At 72.2% G+C, this 23,823-nt stretch carries 23 protein-coding genes; 15 read left to right on the top strand and 8 right to left on the bottom strand.

All coding sequences use genetic code 11. The features are described 5' to 3' along the window. Nucleotides 1–269 precede the first annotated feature (269 nt). The 3 genes from ACZ4W5_RS30320 to ACZ4W5_RS30330 all read left to right on the top strand — a co-directional run bounded on the left by ACZ4W5_RS30320 (nucleotide 270) and on the right by ACZ4W5_RS30330 (nucleotide 3,974). Nucleotides 270–1,946, top strand: a complete 1,677-nt coding sequence (locus ACZ4W5_RS30320) for an RICIN domain-containing protein (RefSeq protein WP_465658110.1) — start codon at nucleotides 270–272, stop codon at nucleotides 1,944–1,946. A 189-nt stretch (nucleotides 1,947–2,135) separates the two neighbouring features. After that, on the top strand, nucleotides 2,136–3,422 hold the full coding sequence (locus tag ACZ4W5_RS30325; protein ID WP_465658112.1) for a hypothetical protein: 1,287 nt from the start codon (nucleotides 2,136–2,138) through the stop codon (nucleotides 3,420–3,422). A gap of 63 nt (nucleotides 3,423–3,485) precedes the next feature. Then, nucleotides 3,486–3,974 carry a MarR family winged helix-turn-helix transcriptional regulator gene (locus ACZ4W5_RS30330; RefSeq protein ID WP_360225926.1) on the top strand — a complete coding sequence of 163 codons (489 nt, stop codon included), beginning with the start codon at nucleotides 3,486–3,488 and terminating at the stop codon, nucleotides 3,972–3,974. A 125-nt stretch (nucleotides 3,975–4,099) separates the two neighbouring features. Here ACZ4W5_RS30330 and ACZ4W5_RS30335 read toward each other — a convergent pair whose 3' ends face one another. After that, a complete protein-coding gene (locus ACZ4W5_RS30335) occupies nucleotides 4,100–4,582 on the bottom strand; it encodes a hypothetical protein (RefSeq protein WP_350507657.1) in 483 nt (160 codons plus the stop codon). Between the two features lie 479 nt (nucleotides 4,583–5,061). On the opposite strand from ACZ4W5_RS30335, the gene hemL reads away from it, so the two are divergent. The 7 genes from hemL (at nucleotide 5,062) to ACZ4W5_RS30370 (ending at nucleotide 12,124) form a co-directional block, all read left to right on the top strand. Beyond that, nucleotides 5,062–6,390 carry a glutamate-1-semialdehyde 2,1-aminomutase gene (gene hemL, locus ACZ4W5_RS30340; RefSeq protein ID WP_402482123.1) on the top strand — a complete coding sequence of 443 codons (1,329 nt, stop codon included), beginning with the start codon at nucleotides 5,062–5,064 and terminating at the stop codon, nucleotides 6,388–6,390. Between the two features lie 64 nt (nucleotides 6,391–6,454). Next, nucleotides 6,455–7,105 (top strand): histidine phosphatase family protein, encoded by a 651-nt coding sequence (locus ACZ4W5_RS30345; protein WP_360227634.1) that lies wholly within the window; start codon nucleotides 6,455–6,457, stop codon nucleotides 7,103–7,105. A gap of 151 nt (nucleotides 7,106–7,256) precedes the next feature. After that, the gene (locus ACZ4W5_RS30350) at nucleotides 7,257–7,862 is read left to right on the top strand and encodes a TlpA family protein disulfide reductase (RefSeq protein WP_360225932.1); all 606 of its coding nucleotides are present in this window, start codon (nucleotides 7,257–7,259) and stop codon (nucleotides 7,860–7,862) included. Further along, a complete protein-coding gene (locus ACZ4W5_RS30355; protein WP_360225935.1) occupies nucleotides 7,859–8,647 on the top strand; it encodes a cytochrome c biogenesis CcdA family protein in 789 nt (262 codons plus the stop codon). Before ACZ4W5_RS30350 ends, ACZ4W5_RS30355 begins: the two co-directional genes overlap by 4 nt. A 2-nt stretch (nucleotides 8,648–8,649) precedes the next feature. Further along, entirely contained in the window at nucleotides 8,650–10,392 is a 1,743-nt protein-coding gene (resB, locus tag ACZ4W5_RS30360) for a cytochrome c biogenesis protein ResB (RefSeq protein WP_465658115.1), read from the top strand. Nucleotides 10,393–10,395: 3 nt separating this feature from the next. Further along, a complete protein-coding gene (gene ccsB / locus ACZ4W5_RS30365; protein WP_360225941.1) occupies nucleotides 10,396–11,595 on the top strand; it encodes a c-type cytochrome biogenesis protein CcsB in 1,200 nt (399 codons plus the stop codon). Between the two features lie 121 nt (nucleotides 11,596–11,716). Further along, nucleotides 11,717–12,124 (top strand): hypothetical protein, encoded by a 408-nt coding sequence (locus tag ACZ4W5_RS30370; protein ID WP_360225944.1) that lies wholly within the window; start codon nucleotides 11,717–11,719, stop codon nucleotides 12,122–12,124. Nucleotides 12,125–12,164: 40 nt separating this feature from the next. Here the strand turns inward: ACZ4W5_RS30370 and ACZ4W5_RS30375 are convergent, their stop codons facing one another. Beyond that, complete coding sequence (locus ACZ4W5_RS30375) at nucleotides 12,165–13,235, bottom strand: ScbA/BarX family gamma-butyrolactone biosynthesis protein (RefSeq protein ID WP_465658116.1); 1,071 nt, start codon at nucleotides 13,233–13,235, stop codon at nucleotides 12,165–12,167. A gap of 348 nt (nucleotides 13,236–13,583) precedes the next feature. Between ACZ4W5_RS30375 and ACZ4W5_RS30380 the strand changes: the two genes are divergently transcribed. Further along, complete coding sequence (locus tag ACZ4W5_RS30380) at nucleotides 13,584–14,201, top strand: ScbR family autoregulator-binding transcription factor (protein WP_465658118.1); 618 nt, start codon at nucleotides 13,584–13,586, stop codon at nucleotides 14,199–14,201. Nucleotides 14,202–14,258: 57 nt separating this feature from the next. Here ACZ4W5_RS30380 and ACZ4W5_RS30385 read toward each other — a convergent pair whose 3' ends face one another. The 4 genes from ACZ4W5_RS30385 to ACZ4W5_RS30400 all read right to left on the bottom strand — a co-directional run bounded on the left by ACZ4W5_RS30385 (nucleotide 14,259) and on the right by ACZ4W5_RS30400 (nucleotide 17,932). After that, nucleotides 14,259–14,870, bottom strand: a complete 612-nt coding sequence (locus tag ACZ4W5_RS30385; protein WP_360225953.1) for a ScbR family autoregulator-binding transcription factor — start codon at nucleotides 14,868–14,870, stop codon at nucleotides 14,259–14,261. A gap of 258 nt (nucleotides 14,871–15,128) precedes the next feature. Continuing rightward, nucleotides 15,129–15,338 (bottom strand): acyl-CoA carboxylase subunit epsilon, encoded by a 210-nt coding sequence (locus ACZ4W5_RS30390; RefSeq protein WP_360225956.1) that lies wholly within the window; start codon nucleotides 15,336–15,338, stop codon nucleotides 15,129–15,131. Between the two features lie 76 nt (nucleotides 15,339–15,414). Further along, nucleotides 15,415–17,016 (bottom strand): acyl-CoA carboxylase subunit beta, encoded by a 1,602-nt coding sequence (locus ACZ4W5_RS30395; protein WP_360225959.1) that lies wholly within the window; start codon nucleotides 17,014–17,016, stop codon nucleotides 15,415–15,417. A 451-nt stretch (nucleotides 17,017–17,467) separates the two neighbouring features. After that, nucleotides 17,468–17,932: a PLD nuclease N-terminal domain-containing protein gene (locus ACZ4W5_RS30400; protein ID WP_465658120.1), complete on the bottom strand. Its 465-nt coding sequence runs from the start codon at nucleotides 17,930–17,932 to the stop codon at nucleotides 17,468–17,470. Between the two features lie 93 nt (nucleotides 17,933–18,025). Between ACZ4W5_RS30400 and ACZ4W5_RS30405 the strand changes: the two genes are divergently transcribed. Both ACZ4W5_RS30405 and mqnP read left to right on the top strand, forming a co-directional pair. Next, a complete protein-coding gene (locus tag ACZ4W5_RS30405) occupies nucleotides 18,026–19,483 on the top strand; it encodes a menaquinone biosynthesis decarboxylase (RefSeq protein WP_360225965.1) in 1,458 nt (485 codons plus the stop codon). Further along, nucleotides 19,480–20,376 (top strand): menaquinone biosynthesis prenyltransferase MqnP, encoded by an 897-nt coding sequence (mqnP, locus tag ACZ4W5_RS30410; RefSeq protein WP_465658122.1) that lies wholly within the window; start codon nucleotides 19,480–19,482, stop codon nucleotides 20,374–20,376. Before ACZ4W5_RS30405 ends, mqnP begins: the two co-directional genes overlap by 4 nt. A gap of 47 nt (nucleotides 20,377–20,423) precedes the next feature. On the opposite strand, the gene ACZ4W5_RS30415 is transcribed toward mqnP, so the two are convergent. Both ACZ4W5_RS30415 and ACZ4W5_RS30420 read right to left on the bottom strand, forming a co-directional pair. Beyond that, entirely contained in the window at nucleotides 20,424–21,179 is a 756-nt protein-coding gene (locus tag ACZ4W5_RS30415; RefSeq protein ID WP_360225971.1) for an alpha/beta fold hydrolase, read from the bottom strand. A gap of 131 nt (nucleotides 21,180–21,310) precedes the next feature. Beyond that, a complete protein-coding gene (locus ACZ4W5_RS30420) occupies nucleotides 21,311–22,537 on the bottom strand; it encodes an FAD-dependent oxidoreductase (protein ID WP_465658124.1) in 1,227 nt (408 codons plus the stop codon). 96 nt (nucleotides 22,538–22,633) lie between these two features. Here ACZ4W5_RS30420 and ACZ4W5_RS30425 point away from each other — a divergent pair, with 96 nt between their 5' ends. Both ACZ4W5_RS30425 and ACZ4W5_RS30430 read left to right on the top strand, forming a co-directional pair. Then, nucleotides 22,634–23,443, top strand: a complete 810-nt coding sequence (locus ACZ4W5_RS30425) for a TetR/AcrR family transcriptional regulator (protein WP_465658126.1) — start codon at nucleotides 22,634–22,636, stop codon at nucleotides 23,441–23,443. Further along, nucleotides 23,440–23,808 carry a VOC family protein gene (locus ACZ4W5_RS30430; RefSeq protein ID WP_465658128.1) on the top strand — a complete coding sequence of 123 codons (369 nt, stop codon included), beginning with the start codon at nucleotides 23,440–23,442 and terminating at the stop codon, nucleotides 23,806–23,808. Before ACZ4W5_RS30425 ends, ACZ4W5_RS30430 begins: the two co-directional genes overlap by 4 nt. Nucleotides 23,809–23,823: the final 15 nt, after the last annotated feature.

A 23,823-nucleotide genomic window follows, 5' to 3' on the forward strand; every position in this document is an offset into this window, starting at 1 on the left:
CGGCCGGTGAGAGCCGCCGTTCCGCGCTTCCCTCCTGGGGCGCGGAACGGCGGCTCTTTTCGCGCGTCCGCTCGTGTTCTGCCGCGTCCGCGCGGGCCCGCCCGTGGGGCCGCCGTTCCGGGGCCGGGTTCCCGGTGCTGTCACGAGCCTTGTTGCACTACTTGTCAGTACCTAGAATGTGAGACCTGCTCACCTTTTCGGCACCTCTCTTGCCCCGCACCGCCCGGCACCCCAGGCCCGGCGGCCCCCACCCCCGCAAGGAGTCGCGTGTGATCAGGTTCCGCACGTCCGCTGCGCGGCGAGCGCGAACGGGCTCGTCCCGGTCCGCCGCGCTGCTCGCCACCGGCGTCCTCGTCGCCGCCCTCGGCCTGGCCGGCGCCCCCGCCGCGCTCGCCGACAGCGCCCCGGCCCCCGCCCCGGCTCCCACCCGCCCGGCCGCCATCGTCGCCCTCGGCGACAGCGCCATCTCCGGGGAGGGCGCCGGCACCGACACCGGCGACGGCTACTTCCCGGAGACCGACACCCCCACCAACTACTGCCACCGGCACCCCAAGTCGGAGATCTTCGTCACCGACATCCCCGGGGTCACCCCGATCGACCTGGCCTGCTCCGGCGCCCAGACCGGCGACCTGGTCAGCGACCCCGAACTGGCCAAGATCACCGGTGGCGGCAGCGGCGACTACGGCGAGCCCAAACAGGACGTCAAACTCGCCGACACAGCGGCCAAGTACGACGTCAAGATGGTCGTCGTCACCATCGGCGCCAACGACGACTTCGACTTCAGCGGCATCATGATGCACTGCCTCGCGCAGTACTTCCCGATCCCCAAGGACCAGGGCTGCCGGGACACCATCGGCAGCGACGAGATCCGCCGCCGGGCCAAGGCGGTCCAGCCCAAGGTGGTCGCGGCGCTGCAGAACATCCGGCAGACCATGCGCCGGGCCGGCTACGCCGACTCCTCGTACCAGCTGGTCTACCAGTCGTACTTCAACCCGATCACCCCGGACATCCGGCGCAACGACTACCTCGGCAAGATCGCCGACGGCTGCCCGGCCTTCCCCGAGGACCTCGCCTGGGGCCACGACTGGGTGGTCCCCACGTTCAGCGACGCGCTCCGCGGCGCGGCCGAACAGGTGCCCGGCGTACGGTACTTGGACCAGCGGAGGGTCGCCTTCGGGCACGAGGTGTGCGCGGAGTGGACGAGTTCGCCGTACGAGTACAGCAACGGGGACGTCATCAACCTCTCCGAGTGGACCCGCAACGGCTGTGACTCGCAGATCGGCATCCCCGGGCTGTGCATGAACATGGTCCGCCAGTCGTACCACCTGAGGGTGGCCGGCTACCGCGGTGAGGGCGTCTGCCTCGGCCAGTTCTTCGCCCGGCCCGACCAGGCGGAGGCGTACTGCACGCTCAACCAGCAGAACACCACCTCGATCCAGCCGCTCACCCCCGGCAAGCCCTTCGGCGACACCCCCGAGGACGGCTCCTGGTACCAGCTCACCAACGCGGCCACCGGCAACGCCCTCGACCTCAGCGGCGGCGGCAGCTACGGCGACTCCACCAACGGCCGGGCCGCCATCAGCTACCCGGCGACCGGCGGGCTGAACCAGTCCTTCGTCCTGGAGGCGAAGGCCGGCGGCAGCTACGAGCTGGACTTCAGCGGCAACCGCGGCATGTGCCTGGACGCCAACGCGGCCTCCACCGCGCCAGGCACCCGGATCCAGCAGTGGGGCTGCAACGGCGGCGCCAACCAGCACTGGGTGTTCACGCCGGCCGGCAACGGCAACTACAAGATCGCCGACTCGGCGGACCCGACCAAGGTCCTGGCGGCCGGCACCACCCTCGACGCCAAGGGCAACCCCTACGTCGAACTCGCCACCGACACCGGCGCCCCCGCCCAGCTCTGGCAGCTCACCAAGCTCGGCATCGTCTACCTCCACAGCTGAGCCCAGGCCCTCGCCCACCCTGACCTCAGGCCGTCGCCGCCCCCAACCGGGCGGCGACGGCCGGGCGCCACGGGTTTTCCGGGCCGGGCGGGGGCGGGGCGGGGCGTGGGGGCGTGCCGTAGGCTCTCCGGAACGTCGTTGCGCCGGAGCCGCGCGCACCATGAGCGGGGCGGGGAGTACCCAGAGCAGATGAGCACGGCATCGAGCACCGAGTCGTCCAGCACCGAACCGTCCAGCGCCGAGCCGGTGGCCGGGCCGGGGGAGCCGGTCGAGGAGCGGACGGGCCGCGCGCCCGGGCGGTTCATGGCGCTGGTGGACCGCTTCGCGCCCGCGCTGGGCGCGTACGCGGTGGTCAAGGCGATCGGCCTGACCGTCTTCCTGATGCTGCTGGAGCACACCGGCGACTACCTGAAGAAGCAGCCCGGCCGGGGTGGCGGCGCCCACGCCTGGGACGTGCTGGGCACCTGGGACGGCATCTGGTACCAGCGGATCGCCGAGAACGGCTACGACCCGCAGCTGATCGAGCTGCACGGGTTCCCGCTGGCCACCTACTACGAGAACTCCGCCGCCTTCTTCCCGCTCTACCCGTGGCTGATGCGGCTGGTCGGCGCGGTCACCGGCCTCGGTCCGTACGGCTCCGGGATAGCGGTCTCGGTGCTCGCCTCGCTGGTCGCCGCGGCCGGGATCTTCGCGATCGCGGAGCGGCTCGGGGGCTTCCGGGCGGGTGTGATCGCCGCGGTGATCTGGGGCCTGTTCCCGGGCTCGGGCGTGGAGTGGGCGGTCTACTCGGACTCGCTGTTCGTCGCGCTGTCGGCCTGGGCCTGCTACTGCGTGATGACCCGCCGCTGGATCGCGGCCGGGCTGCTGGCCCTGGTCGCGGGCCTGAACCGGCCGACCGCGGCCGCGCTGATCGCCGCGGTGTCGATCGCCGCGCTGGTCGCCCTGGTGCGCCGCACCGACGGGGTGGCCCGCCCGCTGACCGCGATGCTGATCACCCCGTGGGGCCTGTTCGGCTTCGTCGCCTGGGTGGGCTGGCGGATGGGCGACTGGGGTGGCTACTTCAAGCTCCAGCGCGGCGCCTGGAACCGCTACTTCGACTTCGGCGCCTCCACGGTGCGCACGGTGATGGACGTGATCACCGGCCACTGGGACTTCTGGCAGTCCAATCCGGTGCCGGACCTGATCGCGATCGCCCTGCTGATCGCCCTGCCCGGCCTGCTGGTGCTGCTGGCGCGGGCCCGGCCGCCGCTGGTGCTGTGGGTCTTCACCGCGCTGACCGTCTTCACCGCGCTGAGCAGCAACCAGATCTTCGGCAACATCTCCCGCTACCTGCTGCCGGCCTTCCCGCTGTTCATCGGCCTGGCGGTGGCGCTGCGCAAGGTGCGGACCTCCTCGCTGATCGGGCTGTTCGCGATGCCGGCCATCGCGGCGGGCTGGTACGCGGGCTATGCGCTGTTCGAGTTGGGTATCCCGTAAGCCCAGCGTTGGTTGGCTACGGGATCATCCGGCAGCAGACGGGCCGTTGCTAATCTCGGACGTATGACGACGACCCCGCCCGTGCGCCGGATCCGCGACATCTCGGGCCTGCTGGACCACGCGAGCCACGTGCTGGCCACCCGGATGGCGGCCGCCTTCACCGAGCTCGGGATCACCCCGCGCGCGTACTGCGTGCTGTTCCACGCGCAGCAGGCCGAGCGCACCCAGATCCAGCTGGCCGAGCTCGCGGACCTGGACAAGACCACCATGGTGGTCACCGTCGACGAGCTGGAGAAGGCGGGCCTGGCCGAGCGCCGCCCGTCCGCCACCGACCGGCGGGCCCGGATCATCTCGGTGACCGAGGCGGGCGAGCGCGCCGTCGAGCGGGGCACCGCGATCGCCGACCGGGTCCACCGGGAGCTGCTGGAGGCGCTGCCGCAGCCCGAGCAGGAGGTCTTCGTCGCGGCCCTGGCCCGGCTGGTGGACGGGCACCTGGCGGAGCCGGTCGAGAGCGAACGCACCGTCCGCCGGGCCCGCCGCTCCCGCGGCTGACCCGCCCCGGGAGCCGGTCCCGGGCCGGACCGGATTGACGAACCGTCAACCACCGTCGCCCCGAACGGCGTTCAGCGACCGGCGTTCAGCGGCCAGTGGTCAGCGACCGGCGGTCAGCGGCGCACTCAGGGCCAGACCAGGCAGTACAGCTGGTGCCCGGCGTCGTGCAGGCGGTTGGCGAAGTCCTGCCACTCGTGCAGCATGCTGTAGATCACGAAGGCGTCCCGCGGCCCGCGGCGGTCCGGGACGGTGGACCAGATGAAGGCGGCCGCGCCGAGTTCGGTCTCGTCCGCCTTGCGCAGCGGTTCGACCACGTTGTGGGGGAGTTGGACGACGGCGTAGTCGGGGTGCAGGACGACGAGCTCCAGCGGCGGCACCTGGTGCAGCGGCACGCCCTGGATGCCGGTGAGGACCATCGCGCTCATGGTCTCCGGCTTGATCTTGGTGGAGAGGTGGCCGGTGGGGGAGCCGCTGGTCTCCATCAGGTCGCCGAGCCGCCCCAGCGCACCGAGTTCGCCGGCGTCCAGGCCCAGTCCGCCCGGGCCGAGGGCGGTGGGGACTCTGGCGGCGGTGGCGCGGTCCGGTGCGCCGAAGTACTTGTACGTCACCCCCACGCGTCCCTCACCCCGCCTCTCGCCACCGCGACGACCACGACCCGTACCCGCTCCCGTACCCCCGCGTGCGGTCTCGGCGGGCCTGCGGGGGCCACCCGCTGCCTCGTCGAACCCGTCCTGCGCCTCGGACACTCGGACCATCCTCACCGGAATTCGCCGGAATCGACAGACCCCCGCACGACCGGCGTCCCGCCGGCCGTGCTCCTTACCGTCATTCGCCGCCGTGCCTACTCGCGGGCCGTACCCACCAGCGGCACACAGCAGTCCTCTCCACACCCCTGTACACAACCGGAGCGCTCGCGCACTCTGTGCACACAGTCTGACTGGTCCGTGTGACGGAACAACCAGCGGCCCCGCCCGTACACCACCGCCACGGGCGACCGTCAGGGACAACCGTACAGACAACGGTGCCCGGATCATCGTTCCAGATGATCGGGCCGGACATGCAGAGCTCAAGGACACGATTTGAGACCATGTCTCCCGTGAGCTACCCCTACGAAGCCCCCCAGTCCCAGTCGCTGTTCGATCGCGCCTCCGTGGTCACGCCCGGCGGCGTCAACTCCCCGGTGCGCGCCTTCCGCGCGGTCGGCGGCACGCCGCGCTTCATGGTGTCCGGCACCGGCCCCTACCTCACCGACGCCGACGGCCGCGAGTACGTCGACCTGGTGTGCTCGTGGGGTCCGATGATCCTCGGCCACGCGAACCCGGCCGTGGTCGACGCCGTCCAGCGGGCGGTCTCCCGCGGCACCTCCTTCGGCACGCCCGGTGAGGGCGAGGTCGAGCTGGCCGAGGAGATCGTCTCCCGGGTCGCCCCGGTCGAGCAGGTCCGCCTGGTCTCCTCCGGCACCGAGGCCACCATGTCCGCGATCCGGCTCGCCCGCGGCTTCACCGGCCGGGCGAAGGTGGTCAAGTTCGCCGGCTGCTACCACGGTCACGTGGACGCGCTGCTGGCCGCCGCCGGTTCCGGCGTGGCCACCTTCGGCCTGCCGGACACCCCGGGCGTCACCGGCGCCCAGGCCGGCGACACCATCGTGCTGCCCTACAACGACCTGGCCGCCGTCGAGCAGGCCTTCGCCGCCCACCCGGGCGAGATCGCCTGTGTGATCACCGAGGCCTCGCCCGGAAACATGGGCGTCGTCCCGCCGCTGCCCGGCTTCAACGCCGGCCTGGCCCGGCTCTGCCGGGACAACGGCGCGCTGTTCGTCTCCGACGAGGTGATGACCGGCTTCCGCGTCTCCAAGGCGGGCTGGTACGGCCTGGAGGCGGCGCACGAGGGCTGGGCGCCGGACCTGCTGACCTTCGGCAAGGTCATGGGCGGCGGCTTCCCGGCCGCGGCCTTCGGCGGCCGGGCCGACGTGATGGCCCACCTGGCCCCGGCCGGCCCGGTCTACCAGGCGGGCACCCTGTCCGGGAACCCGGTCGCCACCGCGGCCGGCCTGGCCCAGCTGCGCGGCTGCACCGACGAGGTGTACGCGACGGTGGACAAGGTCTCCGCCGAGATCTCCGGCCTGGTCTCCGAGGCGCTCACCAAGGAGGGTGTGGCGCACCGGCTGCAGACCGCCGGGAACATGTTCTCGGTGTTCTTCACCGAGGCCGCCGTCACCAACTACGACGAGGCGAAGACCCAGGAGGCGTTCCGCTTCACCGCCTTCTTCCACGCGATGCTGGCCGAGGGCGTCTACCTGCCGCCGTCCGCCTTCGAGTCCTGGTTCGTCTCGTCGACCCACGACGCCCGGGCGATCGAGCGGATCGCCGCCGCGCTGCCGGCCGCGGCCCGCGCCGCTGCCGCCGCCACGGCCTGAGCCCCCTCCCGACCACAGGAGCAGTTGAGAAGTGAGCGCCAAAGAGATCACCGTCGTCCACGTGATGCGCCACGGTGAGGTGCACAACCCGGAGGGCGTGCTGTACGGCCGCCTGCCGGGCTACCACCTGTCCGAGCTGGGCCGTCAGATGGCCGACCGGGTCGCCGAGGACCTCGCCGGGCGGGACGTCACCCACGTGGTGGCCTCCCCGCTGGAGCGGGCCCAGGAGACCGCCGAGCCGATCGCCAAGGCGCACGGTCTGGAGGTCGCGGCGGACCCGCGGCTGATCGAGGCGGAGAACGTCTTCGAGGGCAAGACCTTCGGCGTCGGCGACGGCTCGCTGCGCAACCCGGGCTACTGGAAGTACCTGACCAACCCGTTCAAGCCCTCCTGGGGCGAGCCGTACCTCGACCAGGTGGTGCGGATGATGGGTGCGCTCGGCGCCGCCCGGGACGCGGCCCGCGGGCACGAGGCGGTCTGCGTCAGCCACCAGCTGCCGATCTGGATCCTCCGCTCCTTCGTGGAGCGCCGCCGGCTCTGGCACGACCCGCGCAACCGGCAGTGCTCGCTGGCCTCGCTGACCAGCTTCACCTTCGAGGGCGACAGCATCGTCTCGGTCGGGTACCGCGAGCCGGCCCGTGACCTGCTGCCCGCGCACCTGGTCGGCAAGGGCCGCAAGGGCGACAAGCCGGTGGGCAAGAGCTTCGGCGCCTGAGGCCCGTAAGCGGTGCGTAAGTATGACTTCGGGTCACCCGGCGAGCGTCGGGTGGCCCGAAGTCTTCGCAGGTCAGAGGGTGTGCGACGCGCAAGGTAGGACCCCGGCGAACCCGCCCGGAACTCCATGCGAAACTTTTCACATGTCTGCCATGACGCGCCCCCGTCCCCGTGTCGCCGCAGCCGCCGCCACAGTCGCCGCCGCTGCGCTCGTCCTCACCGGCTGTTCCTCCTCGGGCTCGTCGAGCAGCAGCGAGGGGCAGGTCGGGTTCGTGACCGTCAAGGGGACCAACCTGTCGAAGGCGGACACCGGCAAGCGCGGGGACGCGCCCGACGTCTCCGGGGAGACCCTGGAGGGCAACCAGGTCAAGCTCTCCGACTACCGCGGCAAGGTCGTGGTGCTGAACGTCTGGGGCTCCTGGTGCGGGCCGTGCCGGGCCGAGGCGAAGAACCTCCAGGCCGTCGCGGACGAGTACAAGGACAAGGGCGTCCAGTTCCTGGGCATCAACACCCGGGACACCGACAGGACCAACGCCGTCCGCTTCGAGCAGGAGCAGGGCGTCTCCTTCCCGAGCATCTTCGACCCGGCCGGCACCCAGCTGCTCAAGTTCCCCAAGGGCAGCCTCAACCCGCAGTCCATCCCGACCACCCTGGTCGTCGACCGCGACGGCAAGCTGGCCGCCCGCGCCGTCGGCGGGACGACCCAGGAGGCGCTGGAGTCGATCGTCCAGCCGGTGGTCGCGGAGCAGCAGCAGTGAGTGCGCCGCCGAACGCCGCCGCACTCCCGCTGGCCGACACCTTCACCACGGTCCAGAGCGGGGCGCTGCTCGCCGCCGCGCCGGTCGCGCTCGCGGCCGGGCTGGTCTCGTTCTTCTCGCCCTGCGTGCTGCCGCTGGTGCCCGGCTACCTGTCGTACGTGACGGGCTTCTCCGCCGCCGACCTCGCGGACGCCCGCGGCGCCAGGCGCGGCCGGATGCTGCTCGGGGCGACCCTGTTCATCCTCGGCTTCACCGTGGTCTTCGTCTCCGGCGGGGCGCTGTTCGGCCAGTTCGGCAACACCCTGCTGGAGCACAAGCGGGCCATCTCGATCGTGCTCGGCTCGCTGACCGTGGTGATGGGCCTGGCCTTCATGGGCCTGGTCCCCGGCCTGAGCATGCGCGAGGTGCGCTCGCACCGCCGCCCGGCCGTCGGCCTGCTCGGCGCGCCGCTGCTGGGCATGGTGTTCGGCGTCGGCTGGACGCCCTGCATCGGCCCGACCCTGGCGGCCGTCCAGACGCTGTCGCTGAACCAGGCGGACGCGGCGCGCGGGGCCCTGCTGATGACCTTCTACTGCCTGGGCCTCGGCGTACCGTTCATCGTGGCCGCGCTGGCCTTCCGCCGGGCGCTGGGCGCCTTCGGGTGGGTCAAGCGGCACTACCCGCTCGTGATGCGGATCGGTGGCGGCATGCTCGTCGCGGTCGGTCTGCTGCTCGTCACCGGGATCTGGGATTCCTGGATGAGCGAACTGCAGTCCTGGACCGCCGACTCCCAGATCGGAATCTGACCGTGAGCAAGACCACGACCGATACCGAGCTGCCCCCGGCGCCGGACGACGACGCCGCAGCCGAACGGCTGAGCAGCGCGCCGGTCGAGTCCGAGGGGCCGACCGGCATAGGGGTGCTCGGCTGGGCGCGCTGGATGTGGCGCCAGCTGACCTCGATGCGGGTCGCCCTGATCCTGCTGTTCCTGCTGTCGCTGGCCGCCATCCCGGGCTCGCTGATCCCGCAGAACGGCCAGAACCAGTTCAAGGTGCAGACCTGGAAGGCGCAGCACACCACGGTCGCGCCGATCTACGAGAAGCTCCAGCTGTTCGACGTCTACAGCTCGGTCTGGTTCTCCGCGATCTACATCCTGCTGTTCGTCTCGCTGGCCGGCTGCATCATCCCGCGCACCTGGCAGTTCGTCGGCGTGCTGCGCTCCCAGCCCCCGGCCGCCCCGCGCAACCTGACCAGGATGCCGGTGCACGCGGTCTGGCGCACCGGGGCGGCGCCGGAGCAGGTGAACGCGGCCGCCCACCGGCTGCTGCGCAAGCGCGGCTTCCGGGCGAACCTGTCCGGCGACTCGGTGGCCGCCGAGAAGGGCTACCTGCGCGAGGTCGGCAACCTGCTGTTCCACCTGTCGCTGTTCGCGCTGCTCGGCGGCTTCGCCTGGGCCAGCCTGGCCTCCGGCACCGGCGGCAAGCTGATGGTCGAGGGCCAGGGCTACTCCAACACGATCACCCAGCTCGACGACTTCACCGGCACCCGGTTCTACGGCAACCAGGACCTCGACCCCTTCTACCTCAAGCTCGACGACTTCACCTCGAAGTTCCAGAACACCGGTGACCAGATGGGCGCCGCCCGTCAGTTCACCGCGAACGTGGAGTACTACGAGGGCAGTGACGAGTCGAAGACGAAGAAGGGCACGATCGAGGTCAACCACCCGCTGGAGATCGGCGGCAGCAAGGTCTACCTGATCGGCCACGGCTACGCCCCGGTGATCACCGTGAAGAACGGCAAGGGCGACGTGGTCTACCACGACGTCGTGCCGTTCCTGCCGCAGGACGCCAACCTGACCTCGACCGGCGTGGTGAAGGTCTCCGACTACGGCGCCGGCCCGGACGGCAACCGGACCCAGCTGGGCTTCTCCGGCTTCTTCCTGCCGACCGCCCCGCTGAGCTTCGCGGGCACCGGCCCGATCTCGTTGTTCCCCGGCGACGCCGCCCCCGAGCTGGTGCTGAACGCCTTCTCCGGCGACCTCGGCACCGACTCCGGCCTGCCGCAGAACATCTACCAGCTGAACACCTCCAAGCTCACCCAGCTGCAGCAGGACGGCCAGCCGGCCAAGGCGCTGCTCAAGCCCGGACAGGGCTGGACCCTGCCGGACGGCTACGGCACCGTCACCTTCGAGGGCTACAAGCAGTGGGCGAGCTTCAACGTCTCGCACCGCCCCGGCAACGAGATCGCGCTCACCGGCGCGGTGCTGGCGATCCTCGGCCTGATCGGCTCGCTGTTCATCCAGCGCCGCCGGATCTGGGTGCGGGCGGTGGCCCTGCCGGGCGGCGGCACCCAGGTGGAGCTGGCCGGCCTGGCCCGCAGCGAGTCGGCGAAGATCGCCGAGGAGCTGGCCGAACTCGCGGTGGACCTCCAGGACGACGCCCCGGCGTCGGAGGAGGACGACCCCGTGGCACCGGACGACCCCGCGGCGGTACCGGAAGACCCCGCAGCAGAAGACCCCACAGCCCCTGCCGACCAGAACTCCAAGGAGTAGACGGTGCACCTCGCCTCGGGAGTCGACCCACAGCTGGCCGACCTCTCCAACAAGCTGATCTATTCGGCGATGGCGGTCTACACGCTCGCCATGTTCGCCCACATGATCGAGTGGACCTTCGGCAGCAAGGGTGCCGTCGCCGTCCGCTCGAAGGAGCAGGCGGGCAGTCTGGCCGAGACCGTCGCCGCGGCCGAGCAGACGGCCGCGAGCAAGGCGGTGAAGAAGGTCACCGTCACCGTGGCGGGCGCCGCCGGCGGTACCACCACGCTCACCCGCACCGCGGTGGCGGGCGAGGGCGCGACGGTGGTCACCAGCGGGCGCAGCGCGGACGAGGAGGACGGCCCGGGCGCGGCCGGCACCAGCGAGAAGGCCGACCTGGCGGGCCGGATCGCCGTCTCGCTCACCGTCCTGGCGGTGCTGCTGCACGGTGGCGGCATCGTCGCCCGCGGCCTGTCGGTGTCCCGCTGGCCGTGGGGCAACATGTACGAGTTCTCGTGCGCCTTCGCGTTCGCCATGACGGCGGCGTACCTGGTCCTGCTGGCCGCGCGGAAGAACGTCCGCTGGCTCGGCCTGCCGGTCGTCGTCGCGGTGCTGCTGACCCTCGGCATCGCCACCCAGGTGCTGTACACCGACTCGGAGCAGCTCGTCCCGGCGCTGCACTCGTACTGGCTGGCGATCCACGTCTCCACCGCGATCTTCTGCGGCGGCTCCTTCTACGCGGCGTTCATCGCCACGCTGCTGTACCTGTTCCAGGACTCGTTCCGGAAGAAGGCCGACGCCGGCTTCTACGAGTTCCTGCGGCCCGGCGCGGCGCGGTCGGCCGAGGCGAAGTACGGCAAGGCCCGGATCGCGCTGGCCCGGGTCCGGGTGTCGGTCTGCAACCGCCTGCCCGCCCCGGCCACCTTCGACAAGCTGTCGTACCGGATCAACGCCCTGATCTTCCCGCTGTGGACGTTCACCATCATCGCGGGCGCGATCTGGGCCGAGGCCGCCTGGGGCAAGTACTGGGAGTGGGACCCGAAGGAGACCTGGTCGTTCATCACCTGGGTCGCCTACGCCTGCTACCTGCACGCCCGCGCCACGGCCGGCTGGAAGGGCCGCAAGGCCGCGTACCTGGCGCTGGCCGCCTTCGGCTGCTGGCTCTTCAACTACTACGGCGTCAACATCTTCGTCACCGGCAAGCACTCGTACGCGGGGATCTGACCGGAGGCACGCACCCACCGGCCCGGCTTTCCGCACGAGATCGCCGGGCCGAGGTGCACCAGGGGTAAGACGTGCCGGCCGTCCGTGCCGGTACGGGGAGGAACGAGGAGGAGATCGCGCAATGGAGTGCGACGAGGTCATGCTGACCGTCCGAATCACCGCCGCCGAGCGCATGTTGCTCCGACGGCTCGCCCAGGGACACCGGAGCGACGTGTCCGAAGTGGTGGCCGACGCTCTGCTGGACATCATCCCCACGCTCAGCGCACCGGGGGACGCCTACCGGCTGCTGGGCGCCCTCGCGACGCCGGCGCCGTGCGCGCTGACGGTCTGGCTGCCGACCGCACTGGCCGATCTGCTGGTGCCCGGCGCGGCCCGGATCGCCCAGATCACCGAGGTCCGGATCGAGTCGGCCAGCGCGGCCCTGGGCGCGGCGCTGCGGCTCTGGCTGGCCCAGGACCCGGTCCGGCTGGCGGCCAACCTCAGCGTGATGCACGCCGGGCGCCGGCCCGCCGCACTGGTGGCCGCCTGAACCAGGACCCCGGCCCGCCGCGGCACCGGCCCGCCGGGCCTCAACTCGCCAGCGGCAGCAGGCCGGTCGCGGTGGGGCGCCCCTCGAAGGCGTCCCGCCGGACCGGCACCCGCGGACCGTCGACCGGCTCGGTGAGCAGCCGGCACTCGGCCGCCGTCCGCCCGTCCTGGAGCAGCCGCACCAGGACGGGGGTGCGGCGGCCGTCCGGTGCCCGCTCGCGGACGGCCCGTACGAAGCACGGCCGGTCCAGCTCGATGTAGTGGTCGAAGGCGGTCACCAGCTCGACCGGCACCACCGGCTCGGGGTGGTGCAGCCGCTGGGCGGCCTGCCGGGCGGCCTCCAGCACCAGCATCCCGGGCACGTGGTCGAGCTCGTGGTCGAACAGCACCGGGTGCCCGGCGTCGGCGCGCAGCAGCCAGGTGTCCGGCCGCAGGGTCGGGCTGAGCACCACGTCCGCGGCCTGGGCCCGGCCGACCAGCTCGGGTGCGGCCGGCTCCGGCGGGCGCGGCGGGGTGACGGCGCCGCGGCCGGGGCCGCGCAGCCGCCGGTACGAGGCAGGGGTGACCACCCGCAGCTGGCCGGCGCCGTGGCCGATCCGCAGGCCGTCCCGGGCGACCTCGGCGTGCACCCGCAGCGAGGCCAGCCGGCCGTGCCGCATCCGGACGTCCTGGCAGCCGACGGTGAGCATCAGCGAGGCCGGGTCGGCGGTCACCGCGAGGCCGGGCAGGCCGGGCTCGCCGAGGGCGTAGCCGAGCTCCTCCATGACGAAGTGGTGGTCGCGCGGCACCCCGAAGCCCGCGTGGCCGATCAGCAGCCCGGCCTGCCGGACGGTCTCGGCCATCAGCACCGGGTCGTGGTAGCGGTCCCCGGGCAGCCGGTAGAAGCCGTGCAGCCGGGGCCACTGGGCGCCGAGCAGGAAGTCGTACGGGCCGGTGGCCTGCCAGCCGGTGAGGAAGACCTCGGAGACCGAGGCGCGGTGCACCAGGTGCCGGGAGACGGTCCGGTCGTGGAAGTCGTAGCCGGTGCCGGGGTGGGTGCCGGAGGGGGTGCCGTAGCCGGTGCCGGGGTGGGCGTACGGGCCGTGGGCGTCCGGCTCTACGATCAATGGCATGACTGGCCCCAGCTCCAGGGTGTCGGTCGAGCGTCCGCCACGGACGCCCCACAGCAAAACATACATACCACCCGGTTTGTCTTCTGCGGCCGGGGGTGGCCCGTCGCAAGACCCGGACTGACCACGCTACCCGGCCTCTGGTCTGCGGGAATGCCCGATGCGGGGACGGCAGACCTTGGGCGGGGGTGGTCCCCGCTGGACGGCGGGGTCGACACAGGCGCTAGATTAGATACCAACCATGCGGTTTCGGCCAGTGCCCTCCGCATGCGAGGCGTCGCCTCCGACCGAGGGCGCGCCGACAGCGGCCGGTGGGGCGGGGAACGCGTCCGGCGGAGTCCGGGGGGATCAGTGGTCAAGCAGGAACGCGCGGGGCGGACCAGGCAGGCCGTGCTGCTCGCCGCCGCGGACACCTTCGCGGGGGCCGGGTTCGAGGCCGCCAGCCTGGTCGACATCAGTCGCCGGGCCGGGGTGAGCAAGGGCGCCCTCTACTTCCACTTCGTCTCCAAGCAGGCCCTGGCCGACGGCGTGCGGGCCGCCGCCGGGCGGGAGATCGGTGCGGCCGCGCTGCGCGCCCTGCGCACCGAGGACCGGGCCGTCCAGGGGCTGATCGACTTCTCGTACGAACTGGCCCGGCTGTTGCGCGAGGACGTGGTGGTGCGGGCCGGCGTCCGGCTCGGCCGCCAGGGCCTGCGGCCGGCGGACGGCTGCGTCGGACCGGGCGCCGCCTGGCGCAGCCTCGCCGCCGTCGTCCAGCGGCTGCTGGAGCGCGCCGAACGGGCCGGGGAGCTGCGCCCCGGGGCGGACCGGCGGGCCTGCGCCGAACTGCTCACCGCGGTGGCGGCCGGCCAGGTGCTGCTGGCCGCCGAGGAGCCGGGCCGACCGGCGCCGGAGGCCGTCCGGCGACTCTGGGAGGCCGCCCTGCCGGCCCTGGTGGGGCCGGACGACTGCGCGGGCTACCGGGTCTGACCTGGATTCGACCAGGGCCCCGCACCCCGGCCGCGCTCAGCCGCGCCCCGGCCGCGCTCAGCGGCGTTCGGCGACGCTCAGCCGGGCCAGGGCGTGCGGCTGGACGAGGCCCGGGAGCAGCAGCGTCCACAGGTCGGCCATCCGCTTGATCAGGTCCTGCCGGTCGGCCAGCACCTGGGAGCTCAGCTGGATCCCGGTCACGGCGCCGGTGATCACGCCGGAGGCCGCCACCAGGTCGACCCCCGGGTGGAGGTCGCCGGCCTCCCGGGCGCGCTCCAACAGCGCGCCCACCAGGTCCATCCAGCCCTGGTAGGCGGCGATCTGCGGCTGGGTGAAGCTGCCGTGCTCGATCGTCAGCCGGATGCTGCCGCGTACCAGCGGGTCCTCCTGGAGCGCGCGGGCGAACGCGTACCCGAGGTCGATCAGGGTCTGCACCGGGCTGTCCGAGGAGGGCTCCCAGGTGGCGATCCAGGCGCCCTGGCCCTCGATCACGGCGAGCGCCAGCTCCTCCTTGGAGTGGAAGTGGAAGTACAGCGCGCCCTTGGTGACACCGGCCCGCTCCAGGATCTCGGCCATCGTGGCGGCGGCGTAGCCCCGCTCGTCGAACACCTCGGCCGCCGCGAGGAGTACCGCCTGGCGGGTTGCCAGCGCGCGGGCCTGCCTGGCCATCGCAGCCTCCCTGGAAAGTTCTGTACCTCGGCAGCGGCCGATCCTATGGGGGCCGACGGGGCGACGGGCGTGAACCGTCCGGTAGGTATCCTACCGAGCCGCTCCGGGCCCGGTCGGACGGGAACGAACGGTGCCGGGGCGCCCGGGTGCCGGTGCCGCGGCGGCCGGCGGAGCACGCGCCGGACAGCCCGACGGCCGGTCACCCGATGGGGGTGACCGGCCGTCGAGGTCGGACTCGGGGCCCGGGGCCCGGAAGCGTCAGGCGGCCTGCTGCCAGCTGACCGGCGAGTAGTAGGCCGGGCGGCGCTCCAGGCGCTGCCAGTTGGCGATCGGCTCCACCTGCGCGGCGGCCGAGGCCTGCTGCGCGACGGCGGCGCGGGCCATCAGGACGGCGGTCAGGGCGGCGAGCTCCTCGTCGGAGAGGCTGCCGCGGACGACGCGGACGAGTGGTTCGGCGGAAGCGGTCATGTCCTTGGTTTCTCCCCCGGTTGCTGTGGTGTGTGGCGGTGCTCGGTACGGCCTGCTGCTGCGAACCGCGCCGCTGCTACATCGGCGGGTTGCCGTGCTTGCGGCTGGGCAGGTCGGCGTGCTTGGTACGGAGCATCGCCAGGGCGGAGGCGATCACCTGGCGGGTCTCCGCCGGGTCGATGACGTCGTCCACGAGGCCGCGCTCGGCCGCGTAGTACGGGTGCATCAGCTCGCTCTTGTATTCCTTGATCTTCTCGGCGCGCATGGCGTCCGGGTCGTCGGCGCCGTTGATCTCGCGGCGGAAGATGACGTTGGCGGCGCCCTCGGCACCCATCACCGCGATCTCGTTGGTCGGCCAGGCGTAGGACAGGTCCGCACCGATGGAGCGGGAGTCCATGACGATGTAGGCGCCGCCGTAGGCCTTGCGCAGGATCAGCGAGATGCGCGGCACGGTGGCGTTGCAGTAGGCGTACAGCAGCTTGGCGCCGTGCCGGATGATGCCGCCGTGCTCCTGGTCGACGCCGGGCAGGAAGCCGGGCACGTCCAGCAGGGTGACCAGCGGGATGTTGAAGGCATCGCACATCTGGACGAAGCGAGCGGCCTTCTCGCTGGCGTTGATGTCGAGCACGCCGGCCAGCGACTGCGGCTGGTTGGCGATGATGCCGGTGACGTGGCCGTCGACCCGGGCCAGCACGCAGAGCACGTTGGTGGCCCAGCGCTCGTGGACCTCCAGGAACTCGCCGTGGTCGACGATCTCCTCGATCACCTTGCGCATGTCGTACGGGCGGTTGCCGTCGACGGGCACCAGGTCCAGCAGGCTGTCGTTGCGGCGCTCGACCGGGTCCTCGCTGACCACGGACGGCGGCATCTCGCGGTTGTTCTGCGGCAGCAGCGACAGGAGGTAGCGGACCTCCTCGATGCAGGACTGCTCGTCGTCGTAGACGAAGTGCGAGACGCCCGAGACGCCGGCGTGCACGTCGGCGCCGCCCAGGCCGTTCTGGCTGATCTTCTCGCCGGTCACGGCCTGGACCACGTCCGGGCCGGTGATGAACATCTGGGAGGTCTCGCGGACCATGAAGACGAAGTCGGTCAGCGCGGGGGAGTACGCGGCGCCGCCGGCGCACGGGCCGAGCATCACCGAGATCTGCGGGATGACGCCGGAGGCCTTGGTGTTGCGCTGGAAGATGCCGCCGTAACCGGCCAGGGCGGTGACGCCCTCCTGGATGCGGGCGCCGGCTCCGTCGTTCAGCGAGACCAGCGGGGCGCCGGCCGCGATGGCCATGTCCATGATCTTGTGGATCTTCTGCGCGTGGGCCTCACCCAGGGCGCCGCCGAAGATCCGGAAGTCGTGCGCGTAGGTGAACACGGTGCGCCCGTGCACGGTGCCCCAGCCGACGACCACGCCGTCGGTGTGCGGCTTCTTGGCCTCCAGGCCGAAGCCCTGGGCACGGTGCCGGCGCAGCGGCTCGACCTCGCGGAAGGAGCCCTCGTCCAGCAGCAGGTCGATGCGCTCGCGGGCGGTCAGCTTGCCCTTCGCGTGCTGGGCCTCGGTGGCCTTGTCGCTCGGGCCGCGGCGCACCTGCTCGCGGAGCTCGTGGAGCTCGGCGACCCGCCCCTTGGCATCGGCCGGGACCTCGGGGACCTCGCCGCCGACCGGCGCCTCATGCACAACCGTCATCTCGAACCACTCCAAGGGTGAGGGAACTGTCCGACAGCCAGCGTCTGCTGTACCCCCAGCTGCGAATCAACTTCTTCACTTATGACTCTACGAGGGGCCGTGCGCAGGTTTCGGCGTCGATTCCGTACAAGGTCGAGTTCGTTTAGCTGTCAGGCCTGTACAGAAGCGGTCGACCCGAGGACTGTGCGCTCGGTGGCCGTTCGAATACCGGGGGTTGTCGGGCGGATGATGGTCCGATGACCTGAGCATGAAGGAAAGCGCAGGTCAGGACCGTCCTCCAGCAGTGTGGGACGGCCGTCCGGAGTACCGCTCGAGGACGGCTGGACCGCGCCGCCGGGAGCGGGGCGATCAGGGCCGGGGGCCTCCCGGTCGTAGGGAAGCGCCAAAAAGGCCGCAGCCCACCCGCAGCTGCCCGGGTGGGCTGTCCGGGGGAGCGGCGGAACCGCTCCGATCAGCTCTTTCGCCCGTCCTCGGGCTCTTCCCCGCCGCGCAGTTCCTGCTCCCGGCGGCGCAGATCGGCCTCCCAGCGGCGGAGCATCTCCTCGTGGTCCTTGTCGTTCCCCTGCAAGGACCCACTCCTCGGGGACTCGTCCTTCTTCGCGGACTCGTTCCCGAGGGAGGCCAGGAACTCCGGGTCGTCGTCCGGGGCCACCGGCCGTCCGCGGCGCGGGGCGGCGGAACCGCTCCGGCCGTCGGCCGCCGTCCGCCCGTCCGGCGCGCCCGTGCGCAGGAAGCCGCGCTGCTTCCCGGCCACCAGCCAGGCGATCGGGCCGAGCGGCGGGAAGAGCAGCACGATGATCAGCCAGATCGGCTTGGGCAGGTGCCTGACCTCCCCCTCGGGCGTGACCAGGCAGTCGATGAACGCCCACACCCACAGCGCGAGCGGCAGGACGATGGTCAGAAGAATCCTCAGCACGGCTGCGATCTCCCCCGTCGAGGGCGGTAGCGGCGGGCGCCTTCCCGGGCCCTTGACGCAAGCCAGGCTATCGGGTGGCGGATACTGACAGGCATGGCATACGACGATCTCCGCTCGTTTCTCCGGGCCCTCGACCGCGAGGGCGACCTCAAGCGCATCAAGGCGGAGGTGGACCCCCACCTGGAGATCGGCGAGATCGTCGATCGCGTGCAGAAGGCCAAGGGCCCGGCGCTGTTGTTCGAGAACGTCAAGGGTTCGTCGATGCCGCTCGCGATGAACGTCTTCGGCACCGAACGGCGCCTCGCCAAGTCGCTCGGCCTCAAGGGCCCGGAGGACATCGCCGAGAAGATCGCCGGCCTGCTCAAGCCCGAACTGCCGCAGGGCTTCACCGGGTTCCGGGACGCCTTCGGCAAGCTCGCCTCGATGGCGCACGTCCCGCCGCGGCACGTGAAGGCAGGCGACGCCCCGGTCCAGGAGGTCGTGCTCACCGGCGACGACGTCAACCTGGACGAGCTGCCCGCGCTGTTCACCTGGCCGCTGGACGGCGGCTCCTTCTTCAACCTGGGCCTGACCCACACCAAGGACCCGGACACCGGCGTCCGCAACCTCGGCCTCTACCGGCTCCAGCGGCACGACCGCCGCACCATCGGGATGCACTGGCAGATCCACAAGGACAGCCGCAACCACTACGCCGTCGCGGCCAAGCGCGGCGAGCGCCTCCCGGTCGCGATCGCCTTCGGCTGCCCGCCGGCCGTCACCTACGCGGCCACCGCACCGCTGCCCGGCGACATCGACGAGTACCTGTTCGCCGGCTTCGTCGCGGGCGAGCGGGTCCGGATGGTCGACTGCAAGACCGTCCCGCTGCAGGTCCCGGCCGACGCCGAGGTGGTCCTGGAGGGCTGGCTGGAGCCCGGCGAGATGCTCCCCGAGGGCCCGTTCGGCGACCACACCGGCTTCTACACCCCGCAGGAGCCGTTCCCGGCGCTGACGATCGACTGCGTGACCATGCGCCGCCGGCCGATCCTGCAGTCGATCGTGGTCGGCCGCCCGCCGACCGAGGACGGCCCGCTGGGCAAGTTCACCGAGCGGTTCTTCCTGCCACTGCTCAAGATCATCATCCCGGACATCGTCGACTACGACCTGCCCGAGGCCGGCGGCTTCCACAACTGCGTGATCGTCTCGATCGACAAGAAGTACCCCAAGCACGCCCAGAAGACGATGCACGCGATCTGGGGCGCCCACATGATGTCGCTCACCAAGCTGATCATCGTGGTGGACTCCGACTGCGACGTCCACGACTACCAGGAAGTCGCCTGGCGGGCCTTCGGGAACGTCGACTACAGCCGCGACCTCACCGTGGTCGAGGGCCCGGTCGACCACCTCGACCATGCCTCCTACCAGCAGTTCTGGGGCGGCAAGGCGGGCATCGACGCGACCCGCAAGCTCCCCGAGGAGGGCTACACCCGGGACGGCGGCTGGCCGGAGATGGTCTCCTCGGACCCGGCCACGGCCGCACTGGTGACCCGTCGCTGGAAGGAGTACGGACTGTGAGTACGGCTGCGGTCGAGACCCCGGGGCGCACGCGGGCCTTCCTGCGCCTGGTGATGATCGAGCACTCGGTCTTCGCCCTGCCCTTCGCCTACATCGCCGCGCTGACCGCCATGTTCCTGGCGGACAAGCGGGTGCACTGGGGCGAACTGTTCATCGTCACCGTCTGCATGGTCGGCCTGCGCACCTTCGCGATGGCCGCCAACCGGATCATCGACCGCGAGATCGACGCCCGGAACCCGCGCACCGCCGGGCGCGAACTGGTCACCGGCGCCGTCTCGTTGAGGACCGCGTACGTCGGCTCGGCGGTCGCCCTGGTGGTGTTCCTCGGCGCGGCGGCCCTGCTCAACCCGCTCTGCCTGGCCCTCGCGCCGGTGGCCGTGGTGCCGATGGTCGTCTACCCGTACGGCAAGCGGTTCACCGACTTCCCGCAGGCGATCCTCGGCCTGGCCCAGGCGATGGGCCCGGTCGGCGCCTGGCTCGCGGTGACCGGCAGCTGGTCCTGGGAGGCCGTGGTCCTCGGGGTCGCGGTCGGCATCTGGATCGGCGGCTTCGACCTGATCTACGCCTGCCAGGACGTCGAGTCCGACCGGGAGCACGGCGTCGGTTCGCCGCCGGCCCGCTTCGGCGTCCCGGCCGCCATCCGCGGCGCCCGGGTCTGCCACGTCCTGACCACCCTGCTGCTGGGCTGGTTCGCGGTGCTCACCGACGCCGGCCCGGCGTTCTGGATCGGCCTGGCCGTCGTCGCGGGCGCCTTCGTCTACGAGCACACCATCGTGAAGCCGAACGACCTGTCGAGGCTCAACCGGGCCTTCTTCCAGACGAACAGCTTCGTCGGCATCTCGCTGTTCTTCTTCGCCCTGGTCGACCTGGTCATCCGCGGCCTCGGCATCTGACCCCTGCGGCCGGGGCCCTCCCGAACGGGTCGGCCCCGCCGCTCGGCTCAGTTGTGCAGGAAGGCCTCCATCGAGGTCGCCAGTGCCACCGGCGCCTCGTACATCGGGTAGTGCCCGCTGCCGCCGAGCTCCTCCAACTCGGCGTTGGGGTAGTGCTCCAGCCAGGTGCCGCGCATCACGTCGGCGGTCAGCGCGAGGTCGTGCTCGCCGACGATGACCTTGACCGGGACGGGGTTCCCGCTGATCCGGTGCTCCAGGTCGGCGGTGGTCCAGTCCTGGACGTAGCCGTCGAAGGCCTCGACGGTCGACAGCCGCAGCGACTGGTCGACCATCCGGTCCAGCCAGACCCGGCCCGCCCGCTGCCCGGTGACCAGGTCGAGGATCGCGTACCGCTTCTCGCGGTCCTCGGCGGCGCCGTAGAACAGCGCCTCACCCGCCTCGTCCAGCGGGTACGCCCCGGCCGGCACCGGCGACAGGCCGACCAGCTTGCGCACCCGCAGCGGGGCCTCGGCCAGGACCTGCTGGGCCGCCTTGCCGCCCATCGAGTGGCCGACCAACGAGAAGCGGTCCCATCCGAGTTGGTCGGCGAGAGCGAGCGCGTCGGCGGCGATCTCGGCCAGGGTGTAGGCGCCGGTCACGTCCTTGCGCTCGCCGTAGCCGCGGTAGTCGAGGAAGGCGTAGCTGAACGCCCTGCCGTCGAGGTAGTCGAGGAAGGGGCCCCAGCCCGCGCTGGTGCCGAACCAGTCGTGCAGGACGAGGACGGGGTGGGCGCCCGTGCCGGTCAGGCGGTGAGGGATCGTCATGCCGAGGGTCGTTCCCCGGAAACCGCCCGCCCGAACGGCCGGTCCGGGGCGGGCTGTTCGGGCGGGCCTGGACCGGCCGGTGCACGAGCCGGTGGACGGGCCGGTGCACGGGCCGGTGGTCGGGCGCCCGGTCAGGCGGACGGCCGGCGGGCGAAGGCCGGGGCGTGTTCGGGGCGCGGCCCGATGGCGATCAGCCGGGACAGGCCGGTCCGGAGGACGGGCACCCGGCGGGCGAGCGCGGCGAAGGCGGTCGGCGGCCCGGCGCGCCGGCCGGTGAGCACCGGGACGAACATGACGGCGTGCAGGACCCGCTGGAGGCGCTGCATGAGCACGGTCGGCCACCAGCGGCGCCGCTGGACCCGGGCCAGTGCGGCCACGGTCGGTCGGCCGCGGCGCAGCGGTTCGGCGAGCAGGGTGGCGGCCGCGACGGCGTCCTGGATGGCGAGGTTGATGCCGACGCCGCCGGCCGGGGACATCGCGTGGGCGGCGTCGCCGATCAGCAGCAGCCCGTCGACGTACCAGCGGTCCAGCCGGTTGAGCTTGACGTCGAGCAGGTGGACCTCGTCCAGGCCGGCCAACTGGTCGACCCGGTCGGCGAACTGCGGCAGGAGCCGGGCGATCCGGGCGCGGAAGTGGTCGATGCCCTCGGCGCGCAGCCGGGGGTCGGAGCCCTTGGACTTGAAGTAGGCGATCTGGAAGTAGTCGTCGCGGGTCAGGCTGATGACCATCTCGCGCTCGCCGAAGCCGGGGGTGAGGCTGGGCGGCGCGGCCTGCTCGTCGGTGTGCCGGGGGAGCCGGAACCACCAGACGTCGAAGGGCACCGGGTACTCCTCGGGCACCAGGCCGGCCTCCCGGCGCAGGGTGGAGTGCCGGCCGTCGGCGGCGACGGTGAGGTCGGCGCGGAGCTCGCCCTCCTCGCCGTCCCGGGTGCGGTAGCGGACGCCGACCACCCGGCCGTGCTCCCGGAGCAGTCCGGTGGCCTCGGTGTTCATCCGCACGGTGAAGGCGGGTTCCCGCTTCGCCTCCTCGACCAGGAAGTTGAGCAGGTCCCACTGCGGCATCATGGCGATGTAGTTGTACGGCGCGGGCAGCCGGTCGAAGGCGCTCAGCGCGACCTCGCCGACGCCGGGCACCGGTACCACCATGTTGCCGAGCCGGCTCTGCGGCAGGGCGGCGAACTTCCGGCCGAGGCCCAGTTCGTCCATGAGGCGCACGGTGGACGCGTGGACGGTGTCGCCGCGGAAGTCCCGCAGGAAGTCGGCGTGCTTCTCCAGCACGGTCACCTCGACGCCCGCCCGGGCCAGCATCAGGCCCAGCACCATTCCGGCCGGTCCGCCTCCGGAGATGACGACGCTCATGGCTCTCCCCCTTCGATCCCTTGCCGCTCCTGGGTGGAACTTGCATATAGAGCATCTCTGGAACCGTCTCAGGTGTCAAGTAGTACGATGTCTCACATGAACGATCTGGTGGCGGCCGCCCTGGCGGCGGCGAAGGAACGGGGGCAGGACGTCGCGGACGTCCCGCTGACGGCGATCGCCTCGGCGGCCGGGATGTCGCGCAGCACCCTGCTGCGCCGGCTCGGCGGCTCCCGGGCCCCGTTGGACGAGGCGGTCCGGCAGGCCGGCGTCGACCCGGGCGGACGGCCGCCGGTGCGGGAGCGGGCGATCGAGGCGGCGGGCCGGCTGGTCGCCGAACGCGGCCTCGCCGGGGTGACCCTGGACGCCGTGGCCGACCGGGCCGGCTGCTCGCTGCCCAGCCTGCACACCGTCTTCGAGGGGCGGGACGGCCTGTTCGCCGCCGTCTTCCTCCAGTACGGCCCGCTGCCGGACCTGGAGACGCTGGCCGCGGACCCGCCGGAGAGCCTGGAGGACACCGTCCGGGCGATCCACCGCACCTTCGCCGCGGCCTTCGACGGCGAGCCGCGGGTCGTCCCGGCGGTCTTCGCCGACCTGTTCGGCCGCCCGGACGGCCCCGCCGCCCGGATGATGGCGGCCCACCTGCCGCGGCTGTTCGACGGCCTCTCCCGCCTGCTGCTGCCGCACGTCGAGGCGGGGCGGCTGCGCCCGCTGCCGCTCCCGGTGCTGGTCCAGCTGCTGCTCGGCCCGCTGGTCAACCACGTCCTGCTGAGACCGGTGCTGGAGCCCGCGCTCGGCGCCGGACTGCCGCCGCTGGACGAGGCGCTGGACCTGTTCGTCGAGGCCTACCTCCGGGCGGTCGCCCTGCCCGGGCCGGGCCACCGGACCGACCCCGAGGAGAACCCGTGATCGGCTCCCTCCAGTGCCTGGTGCTCGACTGCCCGGCCCCGGGCCCGCTCGCCCGCTTCTACGCCGGACTGCTCGGCGGCGAGGTCGACCGCCCGGACCGCCGCTGGTCGCTCGGCGACGGCTGGTCCACCCTGCACCTGGACGACGGCAGGGTGCTCTGCTTCCAGGCCGTCGCCGACCACCGCCCGCCCCGCTGGGGCAGCGCCGAACACCCGCAGCAGGCGCACCTGGACGTCGACGTGCCGGACCTCGACGCCGCCGAGCCCGCGGTGCTCGCCCTGGGTGCGGTGCGGCTGCACGACGCCGGCGGCTGGCGGGTCTACGCCGACCCGGCCGGCCACCCGTTCTGCCTGGTCCGCGGCTGAGGGCGGTCGGAACGG

It is taken from the genome of Kitasatospora sp. NPDC029367, from assembly GCF_055569135.1.

Coding starts and splice junctions, on each gene's coding strand:
- ACZ4W5_RS30420 (WP_465658124.1), bottom strand. CDS start 22,537: ATGAGCGTCGTCATCTCCGGAGGCGGACCGGCCGGAATGGTGCTGGGC.
- ACZ4W5_RS30390 (WP_360225956.1), bottom strand. CDS start 15,338: ATGACCGCTTCCGCCGAACCACTCGTCCGCGTCGTCCGCGGCAGCCTC.
- ACZ4W5_RS30325 (WP_465658112.1), top strand. CDS start 2,136: ATGAGCACGGCATCGAGCACCGAGTCGTCCAGCACCGAACCGTCCAGC.
- ACZ4W5_RS30345 (WP_360227634.1), top strand. CDS start 6,455: ATGCGCCACGGTGAGGTGCACAACCCGGAGGGCGTGCTGTACGGCCGC.
- hemL (WP_402482123.1), top strand. CDS start 5,062: ATGTCTCCCGTGAGCTACCCCTACGAAGCCCCCCAGTCCCAGTCGCTG.
- ACZ4W5_RS30350 (WP_360225932.1), top strand. CDS start 7,257: ATGACGCGCCCCCGTCCCCGTGTCGCCGCAGCCGCCGCCACAGTCGCC.
- ACZ4W5_RS30415 (WP_360225971.1), bottom strand. CDS start 21,179: ATGACGATCCCTCACCGCCTGACCGGCACGGGCGCCCACCCCGTCCTC.
- ACZ4W5_RS30425 (WP_465658126.1), top strand. CDS start 22,634: ATGAACGATCTGGTGGCGGCCGCCCTGGCGGCGGCGAAGGAACGGGGG.
- ACZ4W5_RS30375 (WP_465658116.1), bottom strand. CDS start 13,235: ATGCCATTGATCGTAGAGCCGGACGCCCACGGCCCGTACGCCCACCCC.
- ACZ4W5_RS30395 (WP_360225959.1), bottom strand. CDS start 17,016: ATGACGGTTGTGCATGAGGCGCCGGTCGGCGGCGAGGTCCCCGAGGTC.
- ACZ4W5_RS30330 (WP_360225926.1), top strand. CDS start 3,486: ATGACGACGACCCCGCCCGTGCGCCGGATCCGCGACATCTCGGGCCTG.
- ACZ4W5_RS30370 (WP_360225944.1), top strand. CDS start 11,717: ATGGAGTGCGACGAGGTCATGCTGACCGTCCGAATCACCGCCGCCGAG.
- ACZ4W5_RS30405 (WP_360225965.1), top strand. CDS start 18,026: ATGGCATACGACGATCTCCGCTCGTTTCTCCGGGCCCTCGACCGCGAG.
- ACZ4W5_RS30385 (WP_360225953.1), bottom strand. CDS start 14,870: ATGGCCAGGCAGGCCCGCGCGCTGGCAACCCGCCAGGCGGTACTCCTC.